This window comes from Fibrobacter sp. (genome assembly GCF_045131395.1).
Lineage (GTDB): Bacteria > Fibrobacterota > Fibrobacteria > Fibrobacterales > Fibrobacteraceae > Fibrobacter.
This window is the reverse complement of the sequence record NZ_JBGUQY010000039.1, coordinates 34,617-60,259: the sequence shown is the minus strand read 5'-3', so window position 1 is coordinate 60,259 and position 25,643 is coordinate 34,617. Positions and strand designations below refer to the sequence as shown.

Annotated in this window: 16 protein-coding genes and 1 other RNA gene; 8 read left to right on the top strand and 9 right to left on the bottom strand. The window is 49.7% G+C overall.

What is annotated here, in order from left to right:
* Nucleotides 1-183: 183 nt before the first annotated feature.
* Nucleotides 184-1,797, bottom strand: coding sequence for an FISUMP domain-containing protein (locus tag ACJMNB_RS09785; RefSeq protein ID WP_405341925.1), 1,614 nt, complete (start codon nt 1,795-1,797; stop codon nt 184-186).
* A gap of 660 nt (nt 1,798-2,457) precedes the next feature.
* On the opposite strand from ACJMNB_RS09785, the gene ACJMNB_RS09780 reads away from it, so the two are divergent.
* Complete coding sequence (locus tag ACJMNB_RS09780) at nt 2,458-2,820, top strand: helix-turn-helix transcriptional regulator (RefSeq protein ID WP_405341923.1); 363 nt, start codon at nt 2,458-2,460, stop codon at nt 2,818-2,820.
* A gap of 60 nt (nt 2,821-2,880) precedes the next feature.
* Nucleotides 2,881-4,758: a family 43 glycosylhydrolase gene (locus ACJMNB_RS09775; RefSeq protein WP_405341921.1), complete on the top strand. Its 1,878-nt coding sequence runs from the start codon at nt 2,881-2,883 to the stop codon at nt 4,756-4,758.
* A gap of 37 nt (nt 4,759-4,795) precedes the next feature.
* Here ACJMNB_RS09775 and ssrA read toward each other — a convergent pair.
* Nucleotides 4,796-5,155: a transfer-messenger RNA gene (gene ssrA / locus ACJMNB_RS09770) on the bottom strand.
* A 115-nt stretch (nt 5,156-5,270) separates the two neighbouring features.
* On the opposite strand from ssrA, the gene ACJMNB_RS09765 reads away from it, so the two are divergent.
* The 3 genes from ACJMNB_RS09765 to mfd are packed head-to-tail and all read left to right on the top strand — an operon-like array spanning nt 5,271 to nt 13,398.
* A complete protein-coding gene (locus tag ACJMNB_RS09765; RefSeq protein ID WP_405341920.1) occupies nt 5,271-8,324 on the top strand; it encodes an FISUMP domain-containing protein in 3,054 nt (1,017 codons plus the stop codon).
* A gap of 16 nt (nt 8,325-8,340) precedes the next feature.
* On the top strand, nt 8,341-10,020 hold the full coding sequence (locus ACJMNB_RS09760; protein WP_405341918.1) for an FISUMP domain-containing protein: 1,680 nt from the start codon (nt 8,341-8,343) through the stop codon (nt 10,018-10,020).
* Between the two features lie 21 nt (nt 10,021-10,041).
* Entirely contained in the window at nt 10,042-13,398 is a 3,357-nt protein-coding gene (gene mfd / locus ACJMNB_RS09755) for a transcription-repair coupling factor (protein ID WP_405341916.1), read from the top strand.
* Nucleotides 13,399-13,416: 18 nt separating this feature from the next.
* On the opposite strand, the gene ACJMNB_RS09750 is transcribed toward mfd, so the two are convergent.
* On the bottom strand, nt 13,417-14,160 hold the full coding sequence (locus ACJMNB_RS09750; RefSeq protein WP_405341914.1) for a TatD family hydrolase: 744 nt from the start codon (nt 14,158-14,160) through the stop codon (nt 13,417-13,419).
* A 123-nt stretch (nt 14,161-14,283) separates the two neighbouring features.
* Here ACJMNB_RS09750 and ACJMNB_RS09745 point away from each other — a divergent pair, with 123 nt between their 5' ends.
* Nucleotides 14,284-14,481: a hypothetical protein gene (locus ACJMNB_RS09745; protein ID WP_405341912.1), complete on the top strand. Its 198-nt coding sequence runs from the start codon at nt 14,284-14,286 to the stop codon at nt 14,479-14,481.
* A gap of 269 nt (nt 14,482-14,750) precedes the next feature.
* Here ACJMNB_RS09745 and ACJMNB_RS09740 read toward each other — a convergent pair whose 3' ends face one another.
* Entirely contained in the window at nt 14,751-16,247 is a 1,497-nt protein-coding gene (locus ACJMNB_RS09740; protein WP_405341910.1) for a hypothetical protein, read from the bottom strand.
* Between the two features lie 147 nt (nt 16,248-16,394).
* On the opposite strand from ACJMNB_RS09740, the gene ACJMNB_RS09735 reads away from it, so the two are divergent.
* Together ACJMNB_RS09735 and ACJMNB_RS09730 are read left to right on the top strand one after the other, a co-directional pair.
* Nucleotides 16,395-17,450, top strand: a complete 1,056-nt coding sequence (locus tag ACJMNB_RS09735) for a hypothetical protein (RefSeq protein WP_405341908.1) — start codon at nt 16,395-16,397, stop codon at nt 17,448-17,450.
* Complete coding sequence (locus tag ACJMNB_RS09730) at nt 17,443-17,880, top strand: type II toxin-antitoxin system VapC family toxin (RefSeq protein ID WP_405341906.1); 438 nt, start codon at nt 17,443-17,445, stop codon at nt 17,878-17,880. Before ACJMNB_RS09735 ends, ACJMNB_RS09730 begins: the two co-directional genes overlap by 8 nt.
* A gap of 61 nt (nt 17,881-17,941) precedes the next feature.
* Here the strand turns inward: ACJMNB_RS09730 and ACJMNB_RS09725 are convergent, their stop codons facing one another.
* Genes ACJMNB_RS09725 through ACJMNB_RS09705 form a run of 5 tightly spaced genes read right to left on the bottom strand, consistent with a single transcriptional unit; the run spans nt 17,942 to nt 25,588 of the window.
* On the bottom strand, nt 17,942-18,355 hold the full coding sequence (locus tag ACJMNB_RS09725; protein WP_405341904.1) for a YraN family protein: 414 nt from the start codon (nt 18,353-18,355) through the stop codon (nt 17,942-17,944).
* A 57-nt stretch (nt 18,356-18,412) separates the two neighbouring features.
* Nucleotides 18,413-19,921, bottom strand: coding sequence for a serine/threonine protein kinase (locus ACJMNB_RS09720; protein ID WP_405341902.1), 1,509 nt, complete (start codon nt 19,919-19,921; stop codon nt 18,413-18,415).
* A complete protein-coding gene (locus ACJMNB_RS09715) occupies nt 19,918-22,011 on the bottom strand; it encodes an ATP-binding cassette domain-containing protein (RefSeq protein WP_405341900.1) in 2,094 nt (697 codons plus the stop codon). The genes ACJMNB_RS09720 and ACJMNB_RS09715 overlap by 4 nt, the downstream gene beginning before the upstream one ends.
* Nucleotides 22,012-23,205 (bottom strand): pyridoxal phosphate-dependent aminotransferase, encoded by a 1,194-nt coding sequence (locus tag ACJMNB_RS09710; protein ID WP_405341898.1) that lies wholly within the window; start codon nt 23,203-23,205, stop codon nt 22,012-22,014.
* Complete coding sequence (locus ACJMNB_RS09705) at nt 23,186-25,588, bottom strand: MMPL family transporter (protein ID WP_405341896.1); 2,403 nt, start codon at nt 25,586-25,588, stop codon at nt 23,186-23,188. Before ACJMNB_RS09705 ends, ACJMNB_RS09710 begins: the two co-directional genes overlap by 20 nt.
* Nucleotides 25,589-25,643: the final 55 nt, after the last annotated feature.

Here is a 25,643-nt window from a genome sequence, read left to right as displayed (position 1 = left end):
TTAATGCCCTATGAGATTTTGGTAGCATGATGTCGGAATACAATGTCAATAATGATCTGTTGGACTTTTTTACACAGTCTTTTTAAGAGTACTTTTGAAATGGAAATAATACCAACTGAACTTTGTCTCCGCCTCAAACGCGGCTTCCTATGACAACATGAGTTAAAGAGGTTTTTATATCTTTTATTTTTTTAGACAACGTAGGGGGTAACTATAGGTTTGATTAGCGCAACCTATACTAGAAGTTGTTCCACTGCTTCGAAGCGAAAAAATCCACGCTCCACTACAACCGCTACCTTCGGTACTGGTCCAATAAGATACTGAAGTTCCGCTTCCATATGGCGTTGCTGAAAAGCCGGACTCATTATTTCCATTTCCGTTGTTGTCCCATCCTTTTGTCGCTTTTAATTTTGCGGCAGCAATGTTGCTTCCACCTACGGTACTAATCAAAGTTTCATAATCACTTTTTGAAGGAACCTTCCAGCCATTAGGACAAACATTATAAGGGCTACTCCGTGTAGCTTCTGTAAAGGTCCATGAAGTTGCATTTTGATAAAACATGTTCTCCGCCATCCATATTTGATTTCCAATTGAAGTCGTTTTATATGTGCGTCCGTCTCGAAGGTCTTTGAGCATTTTATCGTCGGGATAATAAATACTTCCTGTTGTGTTGTCTCCAGTTTGAATAGCTGTCACGGAAGAAGAGCTTCTTTCTGATGAGGAGCTTTCCGATGACGGTATTTCTGATGAAGAGCTTTCCGTTGGCTCAGTTTCGCTTTTTATAAAGCCCTTAATTATACCGCCGCAAACAATATTAAAACCGCCGTCTACAGCTACTGCATCGCAGCTAGTTCCATTAACACCATCTGTTCCATTCCTTAAAAAGCCTTTAACTTCGTTATCACAGACTATATTAAAGCCTCCGTTTGGAGTGTCTTCGCTTGCTTCCACAGCAACAACATCGCAGCTTGTTCCATTTGTGCCGTTTGTTCCGTTCGTCAAAACGCCTTTGACTTCATCGTCACAAACGATATTAAATCCCCCTTCCACGGCAATTGCATTACAGCTCGTTCCATTTTTTCCGTTTATGCCGTTAGTTCCGTTCGTCAAAACACCTTTGACTTCATCGTCACAAACGATGTTGAATCCGTTTTCCACAGCAATTGCGTTACAGCTCGTTCCATTTGAACCGTTTATTCCGTTCATCAAAACACCTTTGACTTCATCGTCACAAACGATGTTGAATCCGTTTTCCACAGCGATTGCGTCACAGCTCGTTCCATTTTTCCCGTTTATGCCGTTTGTTCCGTTTTTCAAAATGCCTTTGACTTCATCGCCACAAACGATGTTGAAACCTCCTTCTACAGCAACAGCATCACAACTCGTTCCGTTTTTTCCGTTGGAGCCGTTCGTTCCATTCCAAATTGTTCCGGCTCGTTTGCCGCCACAATTAAAGTTTATACCTACAAGACCGTCATTGCTTATAGTATCTTTTGCAGAACAGCTAGTTCCATTATCGCCTTTTTCTCCATCATCGCCTTTATCACCCTTGTCCCCTTTCTCGCCCTTCAAACCTTTGAACATTTCCCAATTACCTGCGTGGCATAAATACATAATTCCCGAATCGGGTACAAAACTTATTGCGCCGTCATTATTTGTGGAACAATTGGGAAGATCCTCATTCGCCTCTAATGTAACGATTGTATTCTGTTCATATATATTTGTCGTTGTTTCATCTCCACACGCTGCCAAAAAAGTTGCAAAAGCAACCATTGAAAATAGGTACGTTTTTTCCATGTTTGCCTCCTGAAAAATGAATGAACCTGATTTTTATCTAGGCTTATAAAGAGCCTATATAAGATTTACTTTATGAATATACCATATTTTACGTAAGGTCGCAAGCTTTATGTAAAATTTTGTTACACTCCTTGCCAAAAATCCGCATATTAGGTACATTAACGCCCGACGCATCTCGCTATCGAAAGGCGAGGTGCGTTCTTTTTTATCTGAAATTCAGATTGAATGGAACGCCTCTAAACATAAACCGGTCACAATCTGTGACCACCTTGGAGGCTATTATGGCAAATAAGTCAATAAAGTATATGGAAATTACTCCACAAGTTGGGGATCAATAATGTGTAATTACTTTTGATTAAAAATGTTGACAAGTAATAAAAAGTAATATATATTATACTATGTACAATGTTCTTATGTCAAGAAAGGTTGCAAGGGCTGTAGCCACAATGCCCAAAGCTCAGCAAGAGAGGCTCGCTCTCTTGGTTGATGACATTAGGCAAAATGGTCCTGTAAGGGTGAATTGGCCCAATTACAGCATTCTTGCGGGCGCGAATACTCATCATTGTCATCTTTCGCACAAGTGGGTGGCTTGTTGGGTAGAAACGGAAAAAGGTATAACAGTGGAGGTTACTTATGCGGGCAGTCGTGAAAGCGCCCCCTATGCGGCGCACTGAAAAGCCGGTGTCGTTTAGGGTTGAAGGCGAGAATATCCCTAAGGCAGTTCTCGCGTTTCTTGATGCGTTGTTTCCGGATCATGTCCGGATTGACGATGATGAGGACCTCGTGGCTGTTGAAGATACCGATTGGTATAAAAAGGCGAAGGCAAAGATGACGCCTGCAAAGGCTCTCAAAATAATGCGCACCAATGCAGGTCTAACGCAGATGCAACTCGCCGAAAAAATTGGAATCGCTAAGCAAAACTACAATTCGCTTGAGCGAGGGGCTAGGCCTATCTCGATGATGATGGCAAAGAAACTTGCCGATGCCCTTGGAACTTCCTACACGATGTTCTACGAAGATTAAGCATCTTTTTCCTGTTTTTTAATTATATTAAAAGAGTGGTGTGTGGGAAAGCGAGGCTTTATGAAGAAAACCGTTTTGGCTTTGACCGCTACTTTGTGTGCACAGGCGACATTGGCCGCCGACTGGTACGCTAAAGAAACTCGTTGGGCGGGGCATGACCCGGATATTATCCGTTACGAAGACGGTTATGCGCTTGCGACCACGGACAACCACATGCTCATGCAGTTTTCCGAAGATGCTTTGAACTGGAAGAACGGCGAGCCGGCCATGCCCGAGTTTTCGAAATGGCTTTACACCTATGCCCCGAATATGATTGACATTTGGGCCCCCGATATTCATTACATCGGTGGCGAATACCGCATGTACTATTGTGGTTCCGAAATGGGAATCCGTTCTTCGGGAATGGGATTCATGGCGAGCAAGGAAATTGACCCCACCAAACCTGGCTACGGCTGGACAGACAAGGGCGAGGTCATTCATACGGTCAAGAGCGATTCCTATAACGCCATTGATGCCGCCGTGCTCAAAGATTTAGATGGAAAAGTCTGGATGGCGTTCGGTTCATGGGGCACGGGCATTCACATTCTTGAACTCGACGAATCGACGGGCAAGGTGAAGAGTGGTGCCAAGATGCAGAACATCGCAAACCGCGGTGGCGCTGGCGTCGAAGGTGCAAGCTTGATCGAACATAACGGCAAGTACTTCTTGTTTACGGCATGGGATAACTGCTGCAAGAAGGGTGCCGACCTTGAAAATAATTCCTACAAGACGACGGTGGGACGCTCCAACCGCATTGACGGCGGTTATGTGGATCGCAGCGGCAAGGCGCTCTTGGACGGCGGTGGAACGATTTTGCTGAGCCGTTATGGCCGTTACTACGGGCCTGCAGGCGGCGAGGCGTTTGAAGACATCAATCGCCAGCGTTTTGTGAACCATTATTACGACAAGAATGACGGCGGAAATTCCTACATTCAAGTGCGCGATATCGTGTGGACCGAAGATAACTGGCCGGAACTGGGGCAACCCTTTATGGGCCGCTACTTGAGCGCCGAAGCGGAACACGGCATCCTCACGCACGTAGATATTTCCAGCAGTTCCAAGGCTTCGAACGGTGAGTTTTGCGCCTACATCAACTATGACGACAGCAAGATCCGCCTGCCCATGATTATCCCGCAGGCGGGGGATTACTTGATCCGTTACCGCTACGATAACGACTGGACAGAAGACGGTGCCAATGGTAGCTCTCATTTCGTAGACATCAACGGCAAGACGCAGGAAGTGGCGTTGCCGCTGACGGGTGCCTGGAGCGAATTCCCCGAAAAGTCTGTCGTGTACATTCCGGCTAAATTTAAGCGTGGCTCGAACTTTATCGAAATCACCAAGGGCAAGCACTACGCAGAATTGGACCGCCTCGATTTCTTGCGTATTATTCGCGACACGATTCCGGCCAATGGCTTTGATAACGGCATTCGTGTGCGTTTGACGGATAATGATGAATTCGCTATCAAGGACGGCGGTTACGCAATCTTTGAAAACGTGATTACGGACTCTATCGTGGGCGCTGGCGTGAGCGTGCAGGTGAAAAATGCTGCTGGCGGAACGCTCTCGCTCCGTAAAGAAAGCAAGAAGGGTGACGTGATTTCGAAATGCGAACTGCCCGGAAGCGGCGACGCCGCCAAGTGGGATGAAGTCGCTTGCACGAACTTGCCTAAGCTCGAAGGCGTACAGGACTTCTACTTGACCGCAGAAGGCCTCGGCGGCGAAACGTTAATGGGTAACATCAAGTTTGGCAAACCGGCGGACACCTCTTCGGTGAAGATTCGCAATATTCGTCGCGAAACTCCTGCGAACGAACGCTTGCTAGAACCCAAACAAAAATACCGCGACCTGAAAGGCCGTCGGTACGATAAGCAAATCCCGTACAGGGTGATGTTTTAAATAGAAAAAAGGACTCTCAGAAAGAGTCCTTTTTTAGTTCTGGAGGTGAGGGGAGTCGAACCCCTGTCCAAAATCACGTCCATGCACGTTCCTACAAGTTTTCCCTTCGAATTTAAGTTCTCGTCTGATCTACGCCCAAGAAGGTCGGCGCGGACTTTGACCAGCCTAGTAAATCTCGGACACACTCCCTAGGCATGGATGCATCCTATCCCATATTGCGTCCGGACTTTCACCCCGATGGGAGCGGAATGAGGCCCGGCGTTGCCGTTAATTAGGCAGCGAGTGCGTAGTTTTCGTCAGCACTTATTTTTTTTCAGACTTTTTTACGAGTGCCCTCGTCTGAGACCTCGACTTGCAACTAACACTTCGGTAACCCTGTCGAAACCAGAGCACCCCCGGTGCGTTTATTACAAATATAGCAAAACATCGTCAAAGTTCAAAGATTCGTTGGGTGCATTTCCGGCGAATCTACTGAAATTTCTATCTTTTGTTTACAAACGAATGAGGGTAACATGAGAGTTTTTCAAAAGACAATCAGTCTTTTTGTACTTGCGTGTGCAAGCATCTTGATCTCTGCCTGCGGTGATTCCGATAGCTCCAGTTCCGACGATCTTGAAGAAGGTGATCTTCCTTCACAAAATATTGACGTTGACAGCAAGGTTTCTGATGCCGCCTATTTCAAGGATCGGTTCTACAATTCCAGTACGGGGTCTTACGTAAATACGATCCAGTTCGGTATGTATATCTGGCTCGAAGACAATTCTACCGAAACGACGTCGTTCTCTAGCAGTTCCGTGTGCTACGACAACGTGCCTGAAAATTGCTACATCTATGGCCGCTTGTACAGTCCTGGGGCTTCTAGATGCCCTAGTGGTTTTACCGTTCCCACTAAAGAAGACTGGTCCAGAACTATGAGCTACCTGGATCGGTACGATGAAATGGATAGTATCTTTGGTTTTTCGAAGGGTGGTTCCTGCTATGAGAGACAGGGGGACATTTCCTGTTCTGGATTAGGTAAGACCGGCTATTACCTGGCGAAGGATAGTGCTGTTGCCGAAGTTAGTGGACATTCCGTTTCTTTTAGTACTTCTAGTGAAAGCGGTTTTTATCAATTACGTTGCGTGAAGTACACCTATATTGTTGCTACGGAAAATGATTTGCCCCATTGTGATACGACCAATCAGTATAGCTTGAATCTCTACTATGTCATGAGCAAGAAGAGTAACTTCCGTTGCATCGGGTCGCGCTGGGTTGACGATTTCTCGGATAATTGTGGCCATGTCGATGACGACATGTTCGGTGTCTATAACGATTCCATGTACATCTGCAAGAGCAACAGGTGGCAATTGGCTAGCATTAGCGATTCCAAGGAAACCTGTACCGAAAATAAGGAAGGGACCACGTTCCTGTTCAATGGCAAGTACTATGCCTGCGAAGATGAACGCTGGCGCGAATTTACCAAGGCCGAAACCTATCTGGGCTATTGTAACGAGAAAAAGCGTGGAACGCTGGATTCTGTTCCTACGGTGTACAAAGCCTATAGCTACGAAGAAAGTGGCGACAGCCGTAAAGTGGTATATACTCACTACTTCTGTGATTCCCTGGGGTGGCGCGAAGCCGGGTTGGCTGATTTCTTTGGTAAATGCGATTCTACCAAGGTTGGCAAGACGGCATACTTTGAGGGGGCCGACTACGTGTGCCGCGGCAAGAAATGGGAAGAATTTACGGACGAAGAACTGGAATTTGGTGTGTGCACTTCTAAGACGCAGGGCAAGTTCGATACGACATGGACCGGTGATTCGTACATTTGCGACGATAACGCGTGGCGTGTGGCGACTAAGAATGACTACTTGGGTGAATGTACTCCCGAACGCGAAGACGATGTAGTCGTCTATAATTCCACCTACTATATCTGCCAAGATGAATATTGGGACGAAGTCGAAGGAATGGGCTCTCGGCTAGGGTTGTGTACAGCACAGCGTCAAGGCGAGAGGGATACGGTCTCGATGCGTTACGATGCCGGTGTAAAGGTGGTTTATATTTGCGATAGTTCCAGTTGGCGAGAACTTACGCCCAAAGATGTGGATGGTGAATGCACCAATGATAAGCTCAATAAGGTGATTCAGGTTGGTTTCAAGAAATGGTATTGCTATCATGAGTCTTGGTATAAGATGGATGATGTTGAAGAAGAATATGGCCTGTGTTTCCGCGACGACTATGGAAAAGAAGTGACTTTGAAGGGTTCCCGTTATGTCTGTCAACGCCAGGGCTGGAGAGAACTGACAAAAGTGGAACGCACGTTGGGCGTTTGCACCGACTCGATCGAAGGCAAGGTCGAAGTGGTTGGCGATTCTACCTACATGTGTCATTCCTATGAATGGGTGCTTAAGTCCCGCCGCGAAATTTTAGGTGATTGCGATGAATCGGTATATGGCAAGACTGGGTCTTATTCCGGCGTAACGTATGTTTGCCGCGAAGACGGCTGGGATGTGACCTCTGCTCTGGATGAATCTCTTGGAATCTGTTCGCCTCTGAATGCCGGCGAGCTCAAGTCATCTGGAACAACGGATTACCGCTGCGAAGAAGATGGCTGGACCCTGGTCGATGCGAACATTGCCAATCTGGGAGAATGTACCAGCGATACAGTGGTCATGAAGAAGGTCGGAGGTGTCTACTACTATTGCAAGGACCATGAATGGAATGTTGCCGATAGCATTGAACAGGTGTACGGCGAATGCACCGATAGACGCAAATTGACAGCCATGTACAAAGATACGTTATACTATTGCAATGATGTTGCTTTTAGCGGTAAGGGCTGGATGCTTTACGATGACGTCGATATGTCTAAAGGATATTGCGCGAGTGACACCTTGACCTTTAAGGGAGTCCATTACAAGTGTAAGAGCAATCGATGGAATAAAGCCTCTATTCGTGAATATATGGGAACTTGCACTTCCGATCGTGAAGGTCACGTCATGTATAACGGAATTGATTCCAGTGTTTGTACCGAAGGAAAGTGGGTTGCCAGGCCCTTCAAAACAATGACGGATTCTAGAGATGGCAAAAAATATGACATTGCAGACTTTGACGGTGTGACTTGGATGGTGCAGAACCTGAATTACAACGATGCATCGGATTCTACGGAATGTGTGGATGAAGACGAAGTAAACTGCGGTGAACGTGGCCGCCTTTACAGCTTGTCTTCGGCTAAAAAAGTTTGCCCGACCGGGTGGCATTTGCCCGATTCTACGGAATGGAGAACCATGAATACATATGCCGTTACGCTTTATTATTATGTTGGCTCAACCCCTTTCATTGATGTAAATGGTGTAAAGGAAAACTATTTGGGACTAGAAATGGCTCCGACGGGATTGAAAATCTCATACTTGCGTAATGGCTTTGATGCGGCGGTAATGCGGTATTATGAAAGCTTAGGTGCTTATTATTGGAATGCTGAAGGTACCGTTTGGTCCTTTGGATACGCATATGAAGATAATAAGTCTACTTCAGGGCAAGTTCAAAACGAAAAGGCGATTGGCGTTGCTGTCCGTTGCGTGAAGAATTAGGGTAAGGGGTATGACGATGAAAAATTTTGAGAAAGTGAGTGCAAGTTTCTTTGCCTTGGTTGTTGCCTTGTTTTGCGGGGTGTTCTTCGCCTGTAGTTCTACCTCGAGTTCTTCGAGTGCTGAAGAAGAGGATCTTCCCAAGAAGAATGGTGGTGCGGATTCCTTGAGCAAGGCGGATAGTCTTAAACTGGACCAATTTAAGGTGGCGGCCGAAGGGGAAGTTCTTGCCAAGGATGGAAAATCGTATAAGACGCTAACGGTGGGTTCTGTCATCTGGATGGTGGAAAACATGAACTCCGAAGAGCCTCTACTTGCCAAGAGTACTTGCTATGATTATGCCGACAGCTGCGATTCCTATGGCCGGTTCTATATGGATAATAACTATAGTGACGCTGAAGAAGTTTGCCCGGAAGGCTTTACGCTGCCCTCCATTGCGGCCTGGAAGGACCTGATCGCGCAAGGTGTTGATTTCAATTTGGAACTTGCCGGTATATGCGACAAGAACGATACGCTGGAATGTCACGACAATAAAAATTTAGTCAGGTACCTTGCTTATGGTGGTGAAGCCATTGTCCTGAAAAAAAATGATAAGGGCAAGATTGTTCACGAAATTCAGGATGTTTCTGCAACTGGATTCTACTCGCTGCGTTGTGTCAAGAATCGTTCAATTGTAAGTAAGCTGACGGAGCTTCCCATATGTGATGCCTCCAATGGCAATGTCCCGATTACCATGGTGGTGGACAGCGTGGCTTATTTTGAATGTTCTGCGTCAGACGAAAAATGGGTTCGTTCGGAGACGAGAGCTTGTCAGGAATCTGAAAAAATGGACTTCTTCTTGTCTGGTGATCGACTGTACGTGTGCGATGAACTTTGGCGATTGGCGAACGTTTCGGACTTGAATGTCTCCTGTACCGAAGACAATCTAGAACAAGAATATGAGCTGAATGACAGGCGTCATGCCTGTACCAAGGAGGGCTGGATTGTGTTGGATTACCCGGCTTCGGAGCTAGGATATTGTGGTACGAAACTGCAGGACGTTATCGCAACGAATTCTAATGGAATGACGTTTATCTGCACGAAGTATGGGTGGATAGAACCAGATATAACCGCTGTTTATGGGGAATGCGATGAAAAGAATCGTTTCAAGGCTGTGGAATTCCAGAAAAAATCTTACTTCTGCGATGAAAACGGCTCCTGGAGGGGGCCTTCCGGTGTTGAATATTCGATAGGGTTCTGTACAGATAGCTTAGATGGAACTTTGAAAACCGAAGACTACGATTTGTACAAGTGCGAATCCGGCAGATGGTATGTTGCCGATGCCATTGAGTATCTGGGCCCTTGCAATGCCTCTAAGACAGAGGACACGACTGTGGTTGCTTCCTCTAAATTCCTGTGTACCGGAAAAGGCTGGGTTTCAGGAATGGCCATCGAAGATGCTCATGGTTTTTGTGTGGCGGCAAAGAACGATTCCGTGGTAGAATATTCTGGACAATATTACAAGTGTATTGCCGATGAATTCCGATGGAATCGGGAAGTGTTCGAAGATTATGCTCCGCCTTGCGATTCTACCACGTATGGTGAAAAGATAACGGTCGGTGGAGTCGAGTACACTTGCGATGAAAGTTACGGTAGGTGGTACGTTCCTTTGATACTGCCTCCGATTCTTATCTATCCTACGAATTATTCTAACTGGTAATCTTTTGCTATCTTTGCGGGCGTGGTAGATTCCCTTTCAGAATTTCTTACTTTTGCCCGTTCCGAAACCCTTTCCCTCTTCAGCAAGGCCGAAGGGGGCGCTATTCATGTAAATGGTGCCACGGTGCCGCTGGCATCCATGATGGTGGCGGTGCGGTTCCTTAAAAAGCCGGCCCCGATTCTGGTGGTGGCGAAGGATTACAAGAGTGCCGAAAACTGGGTGGAAAATCTGGAAGGCTTGCTGGGAGAAGACTTCGTTCGGTTTTTCCCCTCCATCGGTTTAAAACCCTACGAAAAGAAGGTCCCTTTTGAAGGGGTCGTCGAAGAACGCCTCAAGTTTTTTAGGGATGTAGAAGGTGCAGACCCCTTTATTACGGTCTGCCCGCTGGATTCCTTCTTGATGAGGCTTCCGGCACCTCATTCGGTGATGAAGGATTGCTTGGAACTCAAGGTGGGTGGCGTTGCCGAACCTTCGTCTTTACGCCCCTGGTTCTTGGATCACGGCTTTGTGGAACAACCCGTGGTTTCGGGTGTGGGGGAGTTCTCCATTCGCGGATGCATTGTTGACGTAAACTGCCTTTTATACCCGCACCCGATTCGTATCGAGTTCTTTGGCGACGAGATTGAATCTATCCGCAGCTTCGACATTTTCTCGCAGCGTTCTGTAGAGACCATGAAGTCGGTAAAGCTTTTCCCCATGGGCGAATTTACCGTCAAGGAACATGAAGCGGCTTGTTATAACGGCGATTTGTCCGGCTTATGGTGGCATCGTGGACGGTATGTGAATCTGGATTACAGCCTGCTGGACTATTTGCCGAAAGCATCTCTTGTATTCGAAGAACTTTCGCTTTTGTCGGAGAATGCCTCCAAGTACTATGAGAACTGCGAGAATACCTTCCGCGAAGTTCGCCAAGTGGATTCCGAGGCGGTGGACCCGGCCCATACCTGGTTCAAGATGGGGGAGCTTTCCCGCAAGTTTGTGGGGCGCACCTCCATGGATGTTTCCCGTGTACAGCTCAACGACGGTAACAGTCATGAGTTGCAATGCAAACCCCAGGATTTTTCTTCTAACGGCACCGATGCCGTGGCCAAGGAAATCGAGGAATTCGCGGCCCATGGGGGATCTGTATATGTGGTGGCCCCTAATGCGGGAGCTTTAAACCGTATCAAGCAAATGCTTGAGGGGCTCCCGGTAGAAGACTACATTGTCGGCAACATGTCCGAGGGCTTTTGGCTCGAAAACGACGGGCTTGCGTTCCTTACCGAGACCCGTATTTTCAACCGCCATTCCAACAAGACCCGAAAGCGCAAAATCGCGGGTTCCGTTTCTAGCGCCTTGATGATTGAATCGCTGAATCGCGGCGATTACGTTTCTCACGAAGATCACGGCGTGGGTAAGTACTTAGGGCTTGTGCGCGTGAACGTGAACGGCGGTATGGTGGACTGCGCCCTGCTGGAATATGCGGGCGGCGACAAGCTCAAGTTCCCTGTGGCGGACTTGCAAAAGATTGAACGTCTGGATACCCAGGAAAATGCGCCTAAACTGGACCGCCTGGGAGGCAAGGCCTGGGAAAATCTCAAGGAACGCGTCAAGAAAAAGGTCATCCAGATCGCCCGCGAACTGGTGGAACTTTATGCCAAGCGTGAACTGGTCGATGGCTTTGATTTCCCGCCCGATGGCAAGTTGCAGCATGAATTCGAAGATGCCTTTGAATACGACCCGACGCCGGATCAGGTGAAGGCCACCGAAGATATCAAGCGCGACATGGAAAGCCGCCGCCCCATGGACCGCCTGATTTGCGGTGACGTGGGCTTTGGAAAGACCGAAGTGGCCATGCGTGCGGCCTTCAAGTGCGTGGTCAGCAAAAAGCAGGTGGTGATGCTGGTGCCTACGACGATTCTCGCTGCCCAGCATTACGAAAACTTTATGGACCGCTTTGCGGGCTTTGGCGTGAACATCGCGCTGGTGAACCGCTACAAGAGTCCTAAAGAAAAGAAGGAAATTTTCAAGCAGGTCAGCGAAGGTAAAGTCGACATTCTCATCGGCACCCATAGCTTGCTTTCCGAGAAGAACCAGTTCAAGGATTTGGGCCTTTTAATTATCGACGAAGAACAAAAGTTCGGCGTGAAGCAGAAAGAAAAGCTCCGTGAGCTTCGCCTTGCCGTCGATACCTTGAGCATGAGTGCAACACCGATTCCCCGTTCCCTGCACTTGAGCATGACGGGCGTGCGCGATATTTCGCTGATTAACACGCCGCCCATGAATCGCTTGCCTGTGGAAACCACGCTCATGAAGCGTGACGACATGGTCATCAAGCGGGCCATCGAAGATGAATTGGCTCGCGGGGGCCAGGTGTTTATCGTGAATGACCGCGTCCAGAGTATTTATACTCTTGCCGACGAAATCCAGGAAATGGTGCCCGATGCTACCGTTGGCATTGCCCACGGCCAAATGAATGACCGGGACCTGGAAAACGCCATGGACGCCTTTATTTCTCGCAAGTTCGATATATTGGTAAGCACCAGCATTATCGAATCGGGCCTGGATGTTCCTAACGCCAATACGATTATCATTATCAACGCCCATCATTTTGGCATTAGCCAGCTTTACCAGATGCGCGGCCGCGTGGGTCGAAGCAGCGTACTTGCCAAGGCCCTGTTGGTGATTCCTGCCCAGAATGAAATTTCTACGGAATCCATGCGACGCCTTAAGGCGCTGGAACAGTTTACTGATCTCGGTAGCGGATACCAGCTGGCCATGCGCGACTTGGAAATCCGCGGTGCGGGTAACTTGCTGGGCCAGGAACAGCATGGCTTTATTGCCGAAGTGGGCTTCGAAACTTATGTGCGCTTGGTGCGCGAGGCGGTGGAACAGTTGCGCGGTGGACCTTCCGAAAAGCCTATCCAGCCGCGCGTGGAACTCGGCGTAGATGCTTACTTGCCCGAAGACTATATTCAAGATGGTCTCACTCGTATCTCGATGTACCAGCGCATTTCTCGCGTAAGTCATACCGACGAAATCGCAGGCCTTGCGCAGGAACTGGCGGATCGATTCGGGCCCGTGCCCGAAGCCGCCAAGATGTTGCTGCTGGTGACCGAAATCGGTCTCTTGGCGGGGCGGCTCCGCATTCAAGGCTTGGTGCAGCGCAAGGGAATGCTGGCGGCCACCTTTGTGGAATTCCCGCCGCCCGATCCGCGCATCATCAGCGAAATGTACGCCAATACCCAATTCCCCATGAGAATCATGGGCGGTTCGCCTTTGCAGGTGGTCATTGAACTGGGTAAGGGCAACGCCGTAGAATTGGCCGAAAAGGCTCTTAAGGAATTCCGGGCTTTTGCTGTGATTAAGGCAGATTCCGTGGTGACGGTATCACGCTAGGTGTTTCCGCTAATAATTTTAGCGGCTCACCAGCTGTTCCGTTTCTTTCAATTGTTCCATAAGGGAGTCCGCGATTTTTTCGACGGATTCGTTCTTCAGGAGATTTGCCGTGCAGAAGGTTTCGTCTGCATCGGTCTCGAAGCGAATCTGTTCTGCAGGAATTTGCGGAATGGCCGCAAGTGTGGATTTCTTATGGAATGAATCGAGATGCAGCGAGAAAATCGGATTCAGGGCTTGGGCGGCATTGACAATCGAAATGTCGCCACCGAAGCGGTGGAACGTAACATGAATTTTCGGAGCCCTTTGGCGAGACTTGATATTGGATTTCTTTCCTGGATAACCGCAGTCTTCTAGAATCTTGATGATGCGGGCGTAGTCGCCAACGCAGTGAATATGCAGGTCGCGATGCTTGTTTCTTGCAAGTTCCACCTGTCTTATAAAGGCTTGTTCCTGAAGGCCGCCTTCGGCATAGCCGTCGTAGCGTTTGTCTAAACCGCATTCACCGACATTTGCATCGGGATAGTTGTCAAGGAGCGATTCCAGGCGTTCCCAGTCGGCTTCGGTGACGTCGGCGGCGACTGTAGGGTGAATGCCGTAACTGCGGGTAGAACCTTCAAAAAGGGGAGCTTCCATCTTCTGCAAGATTTCCCATTCCCAGGGCTCGCAAGCGATGGCATTAAAGCTTAAACCCCTTTTGAGAAGGGCCCGAGCAAGCAAGGTAGGCTGGGGTAGCCGTGCCAAATGAAGATGAAAGTCAAACATATACTTAATATACTCCCAAAAAGCAGTTTTTTATTCAATTAAATAAAAAAAGTTCTTGTTTTTTTGTTAGAAAAAGCCTAATTTAAGGGTATTAGTTACCCCTGCATTAAAAAGGAGTTTTTTATGCGCGATCTTTTGGAAAAAGCCTTAAATAAGGGCCTTGGTGTTTCTTTTACGACCGAAGGTGGTTTTTCTGTTATTCGTATTACCAAGGGAACCGACGTGGTTGCATCCTGCAGTCTCGGTTCGGCCGATTTCCGTGCAAGTGTAGAAGATTCTTTGCAGTCTCTGCTGCTTGATCTGGATAGAAAGGGTTTATAATATTCCAACTTGTAATTTTTAAAAATGAAACATCCCGCGGAATTCTCGCGGGATGTTTTCTTGTTCGATTTATAAAGATTTGGTGAGCAACAAAGTCCCTGTTATTAAACAGGGACGGTTGCGAGAGCGAGCGCTCTGGGAACGTACTTAGTACGATTGGGCGCGAGCGGTCTTATGTGAGCAACAAAGCCCTCGGGTGTTAACCGAGGGCGGTTGTGAGAGCGAGGCGATATCACATTTTTCTTTATGCGATAGAGCCGATCGGTCTCTTAGTTAATGCGACCGACGAGGTTACCCGAGATCATGTAGTCCTTGGTGCAACCGTAGCTGTGGAAACCTGCGGACAGGCTGAAACGGCTGGTGAAAGCCTTTTCCAGGTAGAAGGCGCCCAGAACATCCTTCACGTGCTTGGGATCCTTGATGCCGTAGAAGTCCTTGTGGTCGTGACGGTTGCCAACATATTCAGCTTCGAGAAGAATACGGTCCACAACCGGAGTGTAGATGGCGAAACCGCCAGTCACGGGGATCACCAGGTCGTCAGACATATCCATGAGGGCTGCTTCGGCAAAGATGTCCACGATGTTGTTCACGATGGGCAGGTTAGCCTTCATAGAAGCGTTATGCTTGATGTCGGCCTTGCTGTCGTAAACGACGTCGAACACGTTGCTGCGGTAAGCGAGCTGAATCTTCAGGGCAGAGATGCCTGCGAGACCGTGGAAGTTGAAGGCGGCACGGACGTCACCCTTGTCCAGGTTTTCAGACTTGCTGATCAAAGAAATGAAGGCGGACATGTTGTCAGTCGGTGTGAAACCGAACATCAACTGGTTTTCAGAAGGCTGGGTAGAAAGGAATCCGGCCAGGTAACCATCGATGTAGCCACCGAAGTAGTCTCCGCTCTTATCGGTGTTGTCCCAACGACCGACCTTGAAGGTGAACAGGTCAGTTTCCTGCATGGCCCATGCTTCGTCCAGGGAGAAGTAGTCGTCTGCATACTGACGGGAACCGTCACGGAGCTGTTCCTTCTTTACCTTCTTGTCGATGTTGTCATCGGCGGGCTTGAGGTCGCCCGGGTAGAATGCAACGCCAATCTTGCCCTTGAAGTCTTCGGCTTCGGCGAGCACTGCGAAGTTAGCTTCGCCATTCCAGGTTTCGAAGTTGTCGCCCATGGCATCTTCTTCACTGTTCCAAAGCACCTTGCCAGCTTCGAGTTCGAAGTCTGCGTTGATGTCGAAGTTGATCTGGTTAACCGTCATCACGGCGTTCTGGATCATTTTTTTCTTTTTGCGCTTTTTCTTCTTGGCCGGTTTCTGTTCCGGTTCGGCGGCAGCGACTTCGGCTGCCGGAGCAGCTTCTTCAGCCTTGGCGACTTCTTCCTTCGGCTGTTCGGCAGCGGCTTCTGCGGGGGCGGCTTCGGCCGTCTTTGCTTCTTCTGCGGCAGGAGCTGCTTCTGCAGGCTGTTCAGTCTTCACTTCGGCTGCGGGAGCAGCTTCAGCAGTTTTTGCTTCTTCGGCAGGAGCGGCTGCGGGAGCAGGAGCCGGTTCGGCCTTAGCTTCAGCCTTGGCTTCTGCGGCGGGCTTGGCTTCAGCCTTAGCTTCGGTCTTGGCAGGAGCGGCAGCTTCTGCAGCAGGCTTTGCTTCAGCCTTAGCTTCGGTCTTAGCCGGTGCGGCGGCAGGTGCGGCTGCGGGTTCTGCAGCAGGGGCCTTTGCTGCCGGAGCGGCAAATACGGCTGCTGCCATAATGCAAGAGGCAATAAACATTTTCTTCATAAAAGGAACTCCTTTATATATTCCACGCCACAAATTTTAGTAAAATATTCTTTCTGTCATTATTTTTACATTCGCTTTTCATATAAAAAGTTAACTTTACTCCCACAAAGAGGTTTTGTTTTGAAAAAAATCCAATTTTTTACGTTTTTGATTTCGCTCTGTTGCTCACTTTCGTTTGCTCAGGAAACTTTATCTGTTTATAAGAAAACCGCTAGCGGTATCGACGAAAATACACCTGCAGGTTCCCTGGTATTTACGGACCAGATTCGCGAACTGCCGATTCCCATGGATTCTGTCAAGAAGGTGGTGGTCGTTAAAGAGACTGTCGAAGTCAAGGACCGCAAGGGCAACGTCAAAAAAGACAAGAAGGGGAGACCCAAGACCAAGGTGAAAAAACGCCGCGTTGTCACCTGGGAAAAGGTGGAACCCAAGGAACCTCCGCGCTTTGTGCCCATCCAGTGTAAGTATGGCGAAGTGTGGGTCCGCCGTGCCGACCTTGCCCGTTTCCAGCAGGCCTCCATGGACTTGAGCGGTGAGTACGCCTCCGGCACCGGTAGTGTGTACCTCAAAAAGTCTCCTACCAATCCCCGCTATTTCTCTTTTGTCATCCAGAACGGTCCCTTCGGCAATCGTGCCGAACTGGAAGCCAGCAACCTGGAACTTCGCGAAGCAAATGGACATGCCCGCCTGACTTATACCGAAGAGGGTTGTACGGTGGATATTGCCGTGGCAGACCGCAAGGTGAGGGTCGCTCAGCGTGGATGCGCCGAATACAATGCCGGCAGGTACAAGCTGGAAGGCGAATACAACATTTACAAGGGTAACCGTCGCGTCGTAGAAACATTCAATATGCCTGAACAGAGCTTCAAGTACAAGAAGTACCTGTGGTGCGGCAGCGGCTTCGATAGCTGCGAAAAAGTCAAGGATGACAACGGTACCGTGACCATTACCTGGAGTAAGGACGGCAATGGATTCATTGAACGTGCCGCTGGCGAAGATTCCCATGTATACAGGCCTTTCGAACACGTGATTCCCCACAAGCGTGACTTCTTTAACGGCGAAAAGCCCATTGCCATCAAGACCAAGCGTACCGACATGGCGGGCGAGTGGATGATCTGGTACTTCTACCCCCAGGCCCAGCGCTTTAAGATGGTCCGTGCCGGCATGCGCGAAGATATCGCCTACATGGAAATCTATGAATAAGGCGCTTGAAAAATCAAGAGTCCTCTTTTTGGATACCGGTGCCGTGGTGCGTCTTTTACAGATGCATCCGGATTATTACCCCGTGGTGTCATCGGTACTTGATTTTGCCTACGAAAACAACTTGACCCTCCTGGTCTCTAACGTTACTTTATTTGAGCTTTCGAAAAAGGCCTTTGCCGCTGGCGAAGGACTCCTTTCTCGCCAGTATCGCGAATTCTTTGAACATTCCCGCAATGTCAAGGCCTGCGAGGTCACTGGCGAAATTGCCGTGAAGGCGGCCGAATTTGCCGGAACCCACAAGCTGAATAACGAAGAATCCATGCGTCTTGCAACGGCCTACGTTTGTGGCGCAGACTGCATCCTGACCGACTGTGTGGCCTTCCGTGACATGACGGATATCTCGGTTGTTCTACTCAATGAAGTAGAATAGGGCGATGTGAAATGTGGGATGTGTAATTAATCATCTCACACCTCACATTACACATTTCACATTATATTTGCGGTATTACCTGGTTGCCATCAAAGGCGTTCTTGAAGTGCTCGAACTGCAAGGGTTTCTGGTAGACTCTGGCAGTCAGCACGTCAAAGCGGCAGGGGGTATCAAAGCCCTTGGGGGCATCTTCCTTTTGTGTGCTTAAGAAATGGCAGGCCGTCTTCCAGATTTTTCGCTGTTTTAAGGTGTTTACGCGGGCGGCAGGATTCCCTTGCTGATTGTTCCATACGGACTTGACTTCTACAAAAACGAGTGTTTCCCCGTCTTTGGCCACAATGTCCAATTCTCCACCCTGGTAGGCGTAATTGCGGGCAATAATCCGGTACCCTTGGCGGCTCAGGTATGCGGACGCCTGGGTCTCGATAAAGTTGCCCTTGGGGCGATTGATTGCTTTAGATGCGCTTTTAAACATAGAGTTCCTTTATGAGTGTCTCTATGTATATACGCCGTTTTTTGAAAAAGCGGGGATTTAGGGAAGTTCCATTCCCAACAGGCGGATTTCAGAAATGGCGAAATCTTCGTTTTCTGCTTCGAACACGTCGTCCAGATAAACCTTGAGTTCGCTGGTTTCCATGGCCTGGATATTGGGGTATTGCATGCCGCGGATATTTTCAAGTTTTACTTTCTGCTTGAATCCGTCCTTGGTTTCCAGCGTAATGGTTTTCGGCTTCTTGAAAATGCGGAATCGATCACCGAAGGCGTCGTCTACGGACTTCTGGTAGCCGATGGCGATACCGAAGTGGGTCACGATGGCGTTGCCGTCAAAATACAGCGTGAGCACGGGATTCTGCGGCTTCTGGGGCATGGTGTAGAGCCAGGCCGTCTTAAGGTCGTTGTCGTTCAGGTTGTCCAGGGGGTAGCCGCCGGAAATGTCGATTTCCAACTGCTTTGTCTCGAAATTACCCAGGGCGTCGTTCCATTCCAGTTCCCGCAGGGTGCTTTCGGGCTTGTGGGTCAGCATCAGCAAAATCAGGAGCATGATGATGAGCGGGAAAATGAAGATGGCGAGAGCCGTCAGCTTTTTCTTGAGCATGCGGGCCCGCGGCGTAATCATGTTTGCCATTTCGGCAATGGATGCCGTGCGGCGGCGGAGCGGCGTGTGGCCCATGGTGGGGCGTTGGTTTGCACGGATTCCTTCGGCGGGGAACACCTGGTCGCAGGCATCCAGGAATTCCTGCATGTCATGGAAACGTTCGTTCAGCTTTTTCTTGAGGCACTTGAGAATAAGCTGGGAAAGTCCGGGAGGCATGTCCTTACGGAAAAGTTCCGGTGCAGGGGGCTGCTCCTGTACGTGCTTCAGGGCGATTTCTACAGGGCGGTTGCCTTCGAAGGGCAGGCGTCCGCAGGTCATTTCGAAAAGAATGACGCCCATGCTGTAAATGTCAGACTGAATGGTCACGTTATCGCCGTGACACTGTTCGGGGCTCATGTATTCGGGAGTCCCCATGGTCATGCCGGTGCGGGTCAGCCTTTCTTTTTCCATTTCCTGGATGTAAGAAATGCCGAAGTCCATGATGAACACGCGGTTGTCGCGGGTGAGCATGATGTTCGAGGGCTTTACGTCGCGGTGAACGATACCCTTGTTGTGGGCCGAAAGAAGGCCGCGGGCAATCTGCCTGATAATTACTTCGATGGCTTCGAAGGAAAGCTGTTCCTTGTTGTGCAGAATGTCGGCGAGGTTGGTGCCTTCCACATAGGTCATGGCGATAAAGAGCTGGCTATTCTGCTGACCGAAGTCAAACACATGCACGATATTCTGGTGGTCCAGCTCCTTCATGGCCTGCGCTTCCATGTAGAAACGCTTGATGGCCTCTTCATCGGAAGAAGCGTCCAAGATCTTGAATGCGACCACGCGGCCAAGGCGCTTGTCTATGGCCTTGTAAACGTTTCCCATGCCTCCCTTGCCGAGGGTACCGATCAAATCGTAGTTTTCATTAAAGGGGCGCGGAAATACTTCGTTTTTTTGCGGGGCTATCATTTTGCTTTCTTAGACCAGTTTAGTTTTATTGCAACCACAATATAAAAACATAATGTGATGGCGATGGCAAGAATCGTGTTCTCCATAGAGTCTTTGCGCTCTAGGAGCAGGTTTAAAAGGCTTCCCTGGTTATAACGGGACCAAATAATGGTAGAAAGTGCCCGCCCTATGGGCTGCATCTGGTCTAGGGGCACCAGTGCTCCGGCCAAGGCGACCTGGGGAATAATCAAGAGCGGGAGCATGGCGTTTGCCTGCCCGGCGTTTTTGGTGAGGGCGCTCACGGCGAGCCCCACGGCAACGGGCGGGAGTACCATCAGGAGAATCACCAGCAACAGTTGCGGGGGAGAGGGCCAATTGAGGGTGCGGAACCCAACAAAGGCGTAGACGATAAGGGTCTGGACAAAGGCGACTATTGTGGGCAAGAGGGCTTTGGCCAAAATGGTCGGGAGTACGGGAACGCCCTTGCGGAATTCTGCCTGCAAGATCTCTTTTTCCTGAACGATTTCACGGATCGAAAGGGAGAGTGAAAGCCAGTTTGCCGAAAGGATAATGGCGAAGGCTACGATCCAGAGCGAGGTCAGGTTCGAAAAAATTTGCGAGAATAAAAAGCCGATAATGAGTGGCTGCAAGAGGAGTGTGAGGAACTTGCCCTTGTCCCGGAACCACTGCTTGGCGGTAATGGAAAGCTTGTACAGGAATACCGGCGACAAACGGGTCTTCGGGAAATAGCTTGGAACCAAGGCTTCAAGGGTCGAAGTGCTTCTGATTGGCGCGGTAATGCGTTCTTGCAGGACCGTTTTCCATTGGGTGGCGGTATCGTCATTCAGGTTGGTGAGAATGGTTTCGGGATCATCGCTTTCAAAGTAGTTGTAGGCTTCTTTGGGGCTTCCGAAGAAGGCCTGCTGCCCTTGGTGCAAAACGAGAATTTTGTCGGCAATTTCGAGGGCTTCGTAGCTGTGGGTCGTCAGGATAATCGTGTGTCCCAGAAAGGCCAGCTGCTTCAAGTGGGTGCAGAGAATCTTGCTGTTGTAAGGGTCGAGGCCCGAAAGGGGCTCGTCCAGGACAATCAGGCCCGGGTTTCCCATAAGTTCCTTGGCGAGGGCGACTCGGCGGCATTCGCCGCCGCTGAGCGTGCGAATGGGGTTGTCGAGTCTTGCGCTCAGCCCGAAAAGTTCGGAGAACTTTTCCAGTCGCCCGGTGGCGTTGCGCTTGAAGTCCTGCTTGGACATTCCTACCCGCGCACCGTCCAAGAGTGTTTCCTTGACGGTCAAGTCCCGGCGCAGTTCCGGGTCTTGCTCCAAGAAGGCGATATGCTTGCGGATTTCTTCGTTGCGGTAATCCAGTTTTCCGATGCTTACAAAGGAATCTTGCCCGCTTTTATGCTTGCCTTGCAGCAAACGCAAAAGGGTAGACTTTCCCTGGCCCGAGCGCCCGATAATGGCGAGGATTTCTCCGGCCCGCAGCTTAAAGTCGATTCCCTTGAGCAACTGCTTTTTCCCGGCAAAGACATCCAGGTTTTCTACTTCTACATCGAATCCCAGGGGCAAGTTCTTGCAGGTCAGTTCGCCTTGGGCGTAACTCATGGTACAGCCCGGGAGACGAATCATTTTGCCTTCTTCAAGCTGAAGCAGGCGGGTGGATTTCCCTTGGGTATTGACGATTTTATCCTTAAAGCTGATTTCGGCCTTTCCGGCATGGACTCTGGCGCTACATCCTTCGGGAATGTCCATGTGAAGGCTATCCAGAGTTTCCCAGGAGCTGCTTAAACTTTGGGTTTGTACCAGGTCACGCTCCACCGATTCCATGAGCAGAAGCTGCAGGTTTCCGTGCTTCAGTGTGGCGCGGAGCTGCAAGGGGCCAATGAGAATGGTGTCGCCGTCTTCGAGAACTGCGGTTTCGACATCGTTGCCGTTTACCTGGGTCACGCTGTTCTGCGTGAGGTTCTTCAGGTTCCAATGCTTGTCTTCGAATTCCAGCACCGCATGGTAGCGCGAAACCATCGGGTTATCCAGCACCAGAGAGTTGTCTGGCTTGCGACCGATGGTAAACGGTTCGCCAATCTGCGGTGTGATAATTCTAAAGGACTGCAACTAGGCGAGCTCCTTCAATCCCTTGATAAATCTGTCGCAGGCCTTCTGCAAAGTCTCATCGCTGGCGGCATAAGAGAAACGCACGCAGCTGTCGTCACCGAAGGCGGCACCCGGCACAATGGCAAGGCCCTGGGATTGCAGCAGGTATTCGCAAAGCTCGATGGAGCCGTTGATGACCTTGCCGGCAGGCGTCTTCTTGCCGTAAAAACTCTTGACGGGGGCAAACAGGTAGAAGGCTCCTTCCGGGGCGCGGCAGGGTTCCGGCAAAACTTCGGCGGTGCGCTTGAGCATGTAGTCGCGGCGCTTGCGGAAAGCAGCCTGCATGGCGTGAACGTTGGACTTGTCCATCTGCAAGGCGCCCAGGGCGGCGTACTGTGCCACGTTGCTGGGGTGGTGCGTGGCCTGACCCTGGATCTTGCCGATAATCTTTGCGATTTCAGCCGGGGCTGCATCGTAACCGATACGCCAGCCGGTCATGCAGTGGGACTTGGAAAATCCGTTAATCACGATGGTGCGTTCGGCCATGCCGGGCAATGCTGCGGCGGAGCAGAATTCCGTGTCGTAGGTGAAGTATTCGTACACTTCGTCCGAAATGCAGTAGATGTCGCTTTCGACAATCACCTTCGAAAGGGCTTCCAGTTCGGCCTTGCTGTAAACGGCGCCGGTCGGGTTGCAGGGGTTGTTCAAGAGGATTGCCTTGGTGTTGGCGGTAATGGCTGCCTTCAGGGCTTCCGGCTTGATCTTGAACCCGTCTTCAATCTTGGTATTCACAATCACCGGCTTTCCGCCAAGCCATTTCACCAGTTCCGGGTAAGTCACCCAGTACGGTGCCGGAATAATCACTTCGTCCCCTTCGTTTACCAAGGCGGCAAGAGAATTGAACACGGCGTGCTTGGCACCGCTGGTCATAATGATCTGTTCGGGCTTGTAGTCCAGACCATTTTCGACTTTCAGCTTTTCCGCTACGGCCTTACGGACTTCCAGAATGCCTACGGGAGCGGTGTAGCGGGTCTTGCCTTCGCGAATGGCATTTACGGCCGCATCTTGAATGGGGGTGGGGGTCGGGAAATCAGGTTCTCCGGCACCGAGGCTAACCACGTCCTTGCCGTCGGCAATCATCTGTTTTGCCAGGGTGTCGATGGCGACGGTGAGCGATGCTGCAATGTTCAAAGTTCTAGCGGATAAGTTTTTCATGTTTGTGTTTAGCCTTTTTCAAAATGCGGTATGCATCCAGGGTGCTTGCCACTAAGGGGTAAATGGTAAATTGAGAAATGAAAATGCAAATTAGTCCAAGTACTGCTATTTGTCCCATGCCATTGATTCCCGGGTGCGAAGAGAACAACATGGCGAGAGCTCCAATAAAAGAGGCTCCTTGGGCGATCAATGTCGAAATCAATTTCGTCTGCAGAACGGTCCAGGCGTTTCCGCCTTGCTTTTCGTAGTACGAAGACCACAGCTGCAAGGATCCGTCCACACTGGCGCCAATCAAAAGAACGAAAGCGATGGAACTGTAGGCGGAAATCTGAATATTGAAGACATGGACCAGAATGGTCACCCAGCTCATGGCGAACAGGGATGGCAATAGGGTAAAGAAGGCCCGGCTCAACTTGTTGTAGAACATCAAGAGGACAATCCAAAGCAGGATAGTTCCCAGGAGAATGGATTTGTCGATGTTGCCCAGGACGGTATCCAGAAGGGAGGCTCTTAGAATGGGGGTTCCACAAATCTTGAAGGTCTTGTCGTGGATTCCGTCAATTTGCTGCAACTGCTTTGCAATGTGGCGGCAGATCAGGCCGTTGTTCGGGTCGGAACTGGGGATGATGAAGGCGAATACGCCCGATTTCCCGTTTTTGTCGGTGAATTTTTTACGGATGCTTTCGGAAAGCTCGAATTCCTTGACATCGTTTTCGTAGTTGTCGAACATCTCGACAATGGCGGCGCTATCCTTGGGATTCAGCCTTGCCAGGACATCTTCCGATATCATCTTCTTCAAGGTTTCGATTTTGTGCTTCTTTTCTACGCTGACCTTGGGCAAGAACTGGTACTGTGTGTAAATCTTGCCAAGATCCTTCAAGCGTCCTTTCTTTTGCAGGTGCTCGAAGTTTTCCACCAGGTCGTCATTGTAAGACGAGTCGGGGAGCATGACGATAATGGGGTCGTAGGTAGAAAAGCCTGTTTCTGCAATCAGAGCCTTGGCTTCCCGTTCTTCCAGTTGCAATTCCGTTTTCTTGAAATCATAGAGGAAGGTGAGATTCGCTCCGCTGTAAAGCCATGCCCCTGCGCTGGCGACGCTGATGGTTACAATGATAATCCAGTTCGTCTTGAACGAAAACAGGCGCTTACGGTGTTTCGGCGAGATTCCTTGGAATCTGATTTCAAAGGGTTTCTTGCGTTGCAAGAGGAGTAATAGGGAGGCGGTAAGGAGCGGGCAGACCAAAAGGTTCAGCAAGCTTCCGATAGCGCCGAGGACTCCGAATTCCCTGAGCCCCGGCAGGGGCACGAGAATGAAGGCGCTGAACAGGCCCGCCATCACAAGGGACGATGCCGCAACGACAGGGCCAATTCCCAATAGGGCGCTTTCGATACAGAGGGCGGGGCTTAGCTTGCGTTCCCGTTCATGGAAGTAGCGGGTGAACACGTGGGTCAGAATCTGGCAGGCGTGCCCCGGCAACAAGAGTCCGAGCGAAAGGGTGAACAGGTTGATTCTGCCGTAAAGCACATAGGCGCTGGCCAGGGTGAATAGGGTAGGAAGGGCCAGGGGAACCGCCGAAATAAAAATCAACTGGGGCTGGCGGTAAAAGTTGATAATCAAGAGCACTAAAATGATGAGGGCGGCAATCCCGCCGGCGAATTTCGCCTTGGGGAGTAGTGCCTTGCCGGCCTTGATGGAATCGTAGACTTTTCCGGTATAGTAGATATTGATTCCCTCGCCATTTTCTTCGACAAAATGTTCGACTTTCGTCAGCAAGTCCCTGTTGGCTTGCAAGTCCGAAAGGGAGGTGGCGGGGTAAATGTCTACGACTCGAATGGATCCTTGCTGGTTTGAAAAATCCTGTTGCAGGCTTTTGAAATACTTGGCTTCGATTTGCGAAATGATTTCGATGGTATCGTGCGGGGCCGGTGCCGCATCGGACAAGTCTACCAGTAGCGGATTGTGTTTCTTGATCTGTTCGTCTTTGACTTTGTCCAGTTTTTCAATCACCAGGTCCAGGTCTTTTTCGCTTGCGTACAGGAGCCTGTTTTTCCTGAAAAAGTCCAGGTCCGTATCGTATTCGGTATAGTGGACCGCAGGATCTTTTTCGAGTTGGCGTGCCAGCTTTTGGGCAAATTTATAGTTGGCGGCACTGTCTTTAGATTGAATGACGACTGTCAGGCTGCCGAGACCCCCGAAGGCGTTTTCGATAGTCTGGTAATCTTCTTCTACTTCGTGTCCTTTAAGCGTATCCTGCAGCTGGATTTCCCATCGAAGGTTTTCGATAGGGTAAATACATACAAGTGTAATAGCGAGGAACAACCCAATCATTGTCTTGGGGTAGTGGGCTATCTTTCGAATCAATTTGGCAAAAGCCGAAAACATATAAATAATATAACTATTATATTCTTTATTCGAATTAATAAGCTAAATTAGGGGC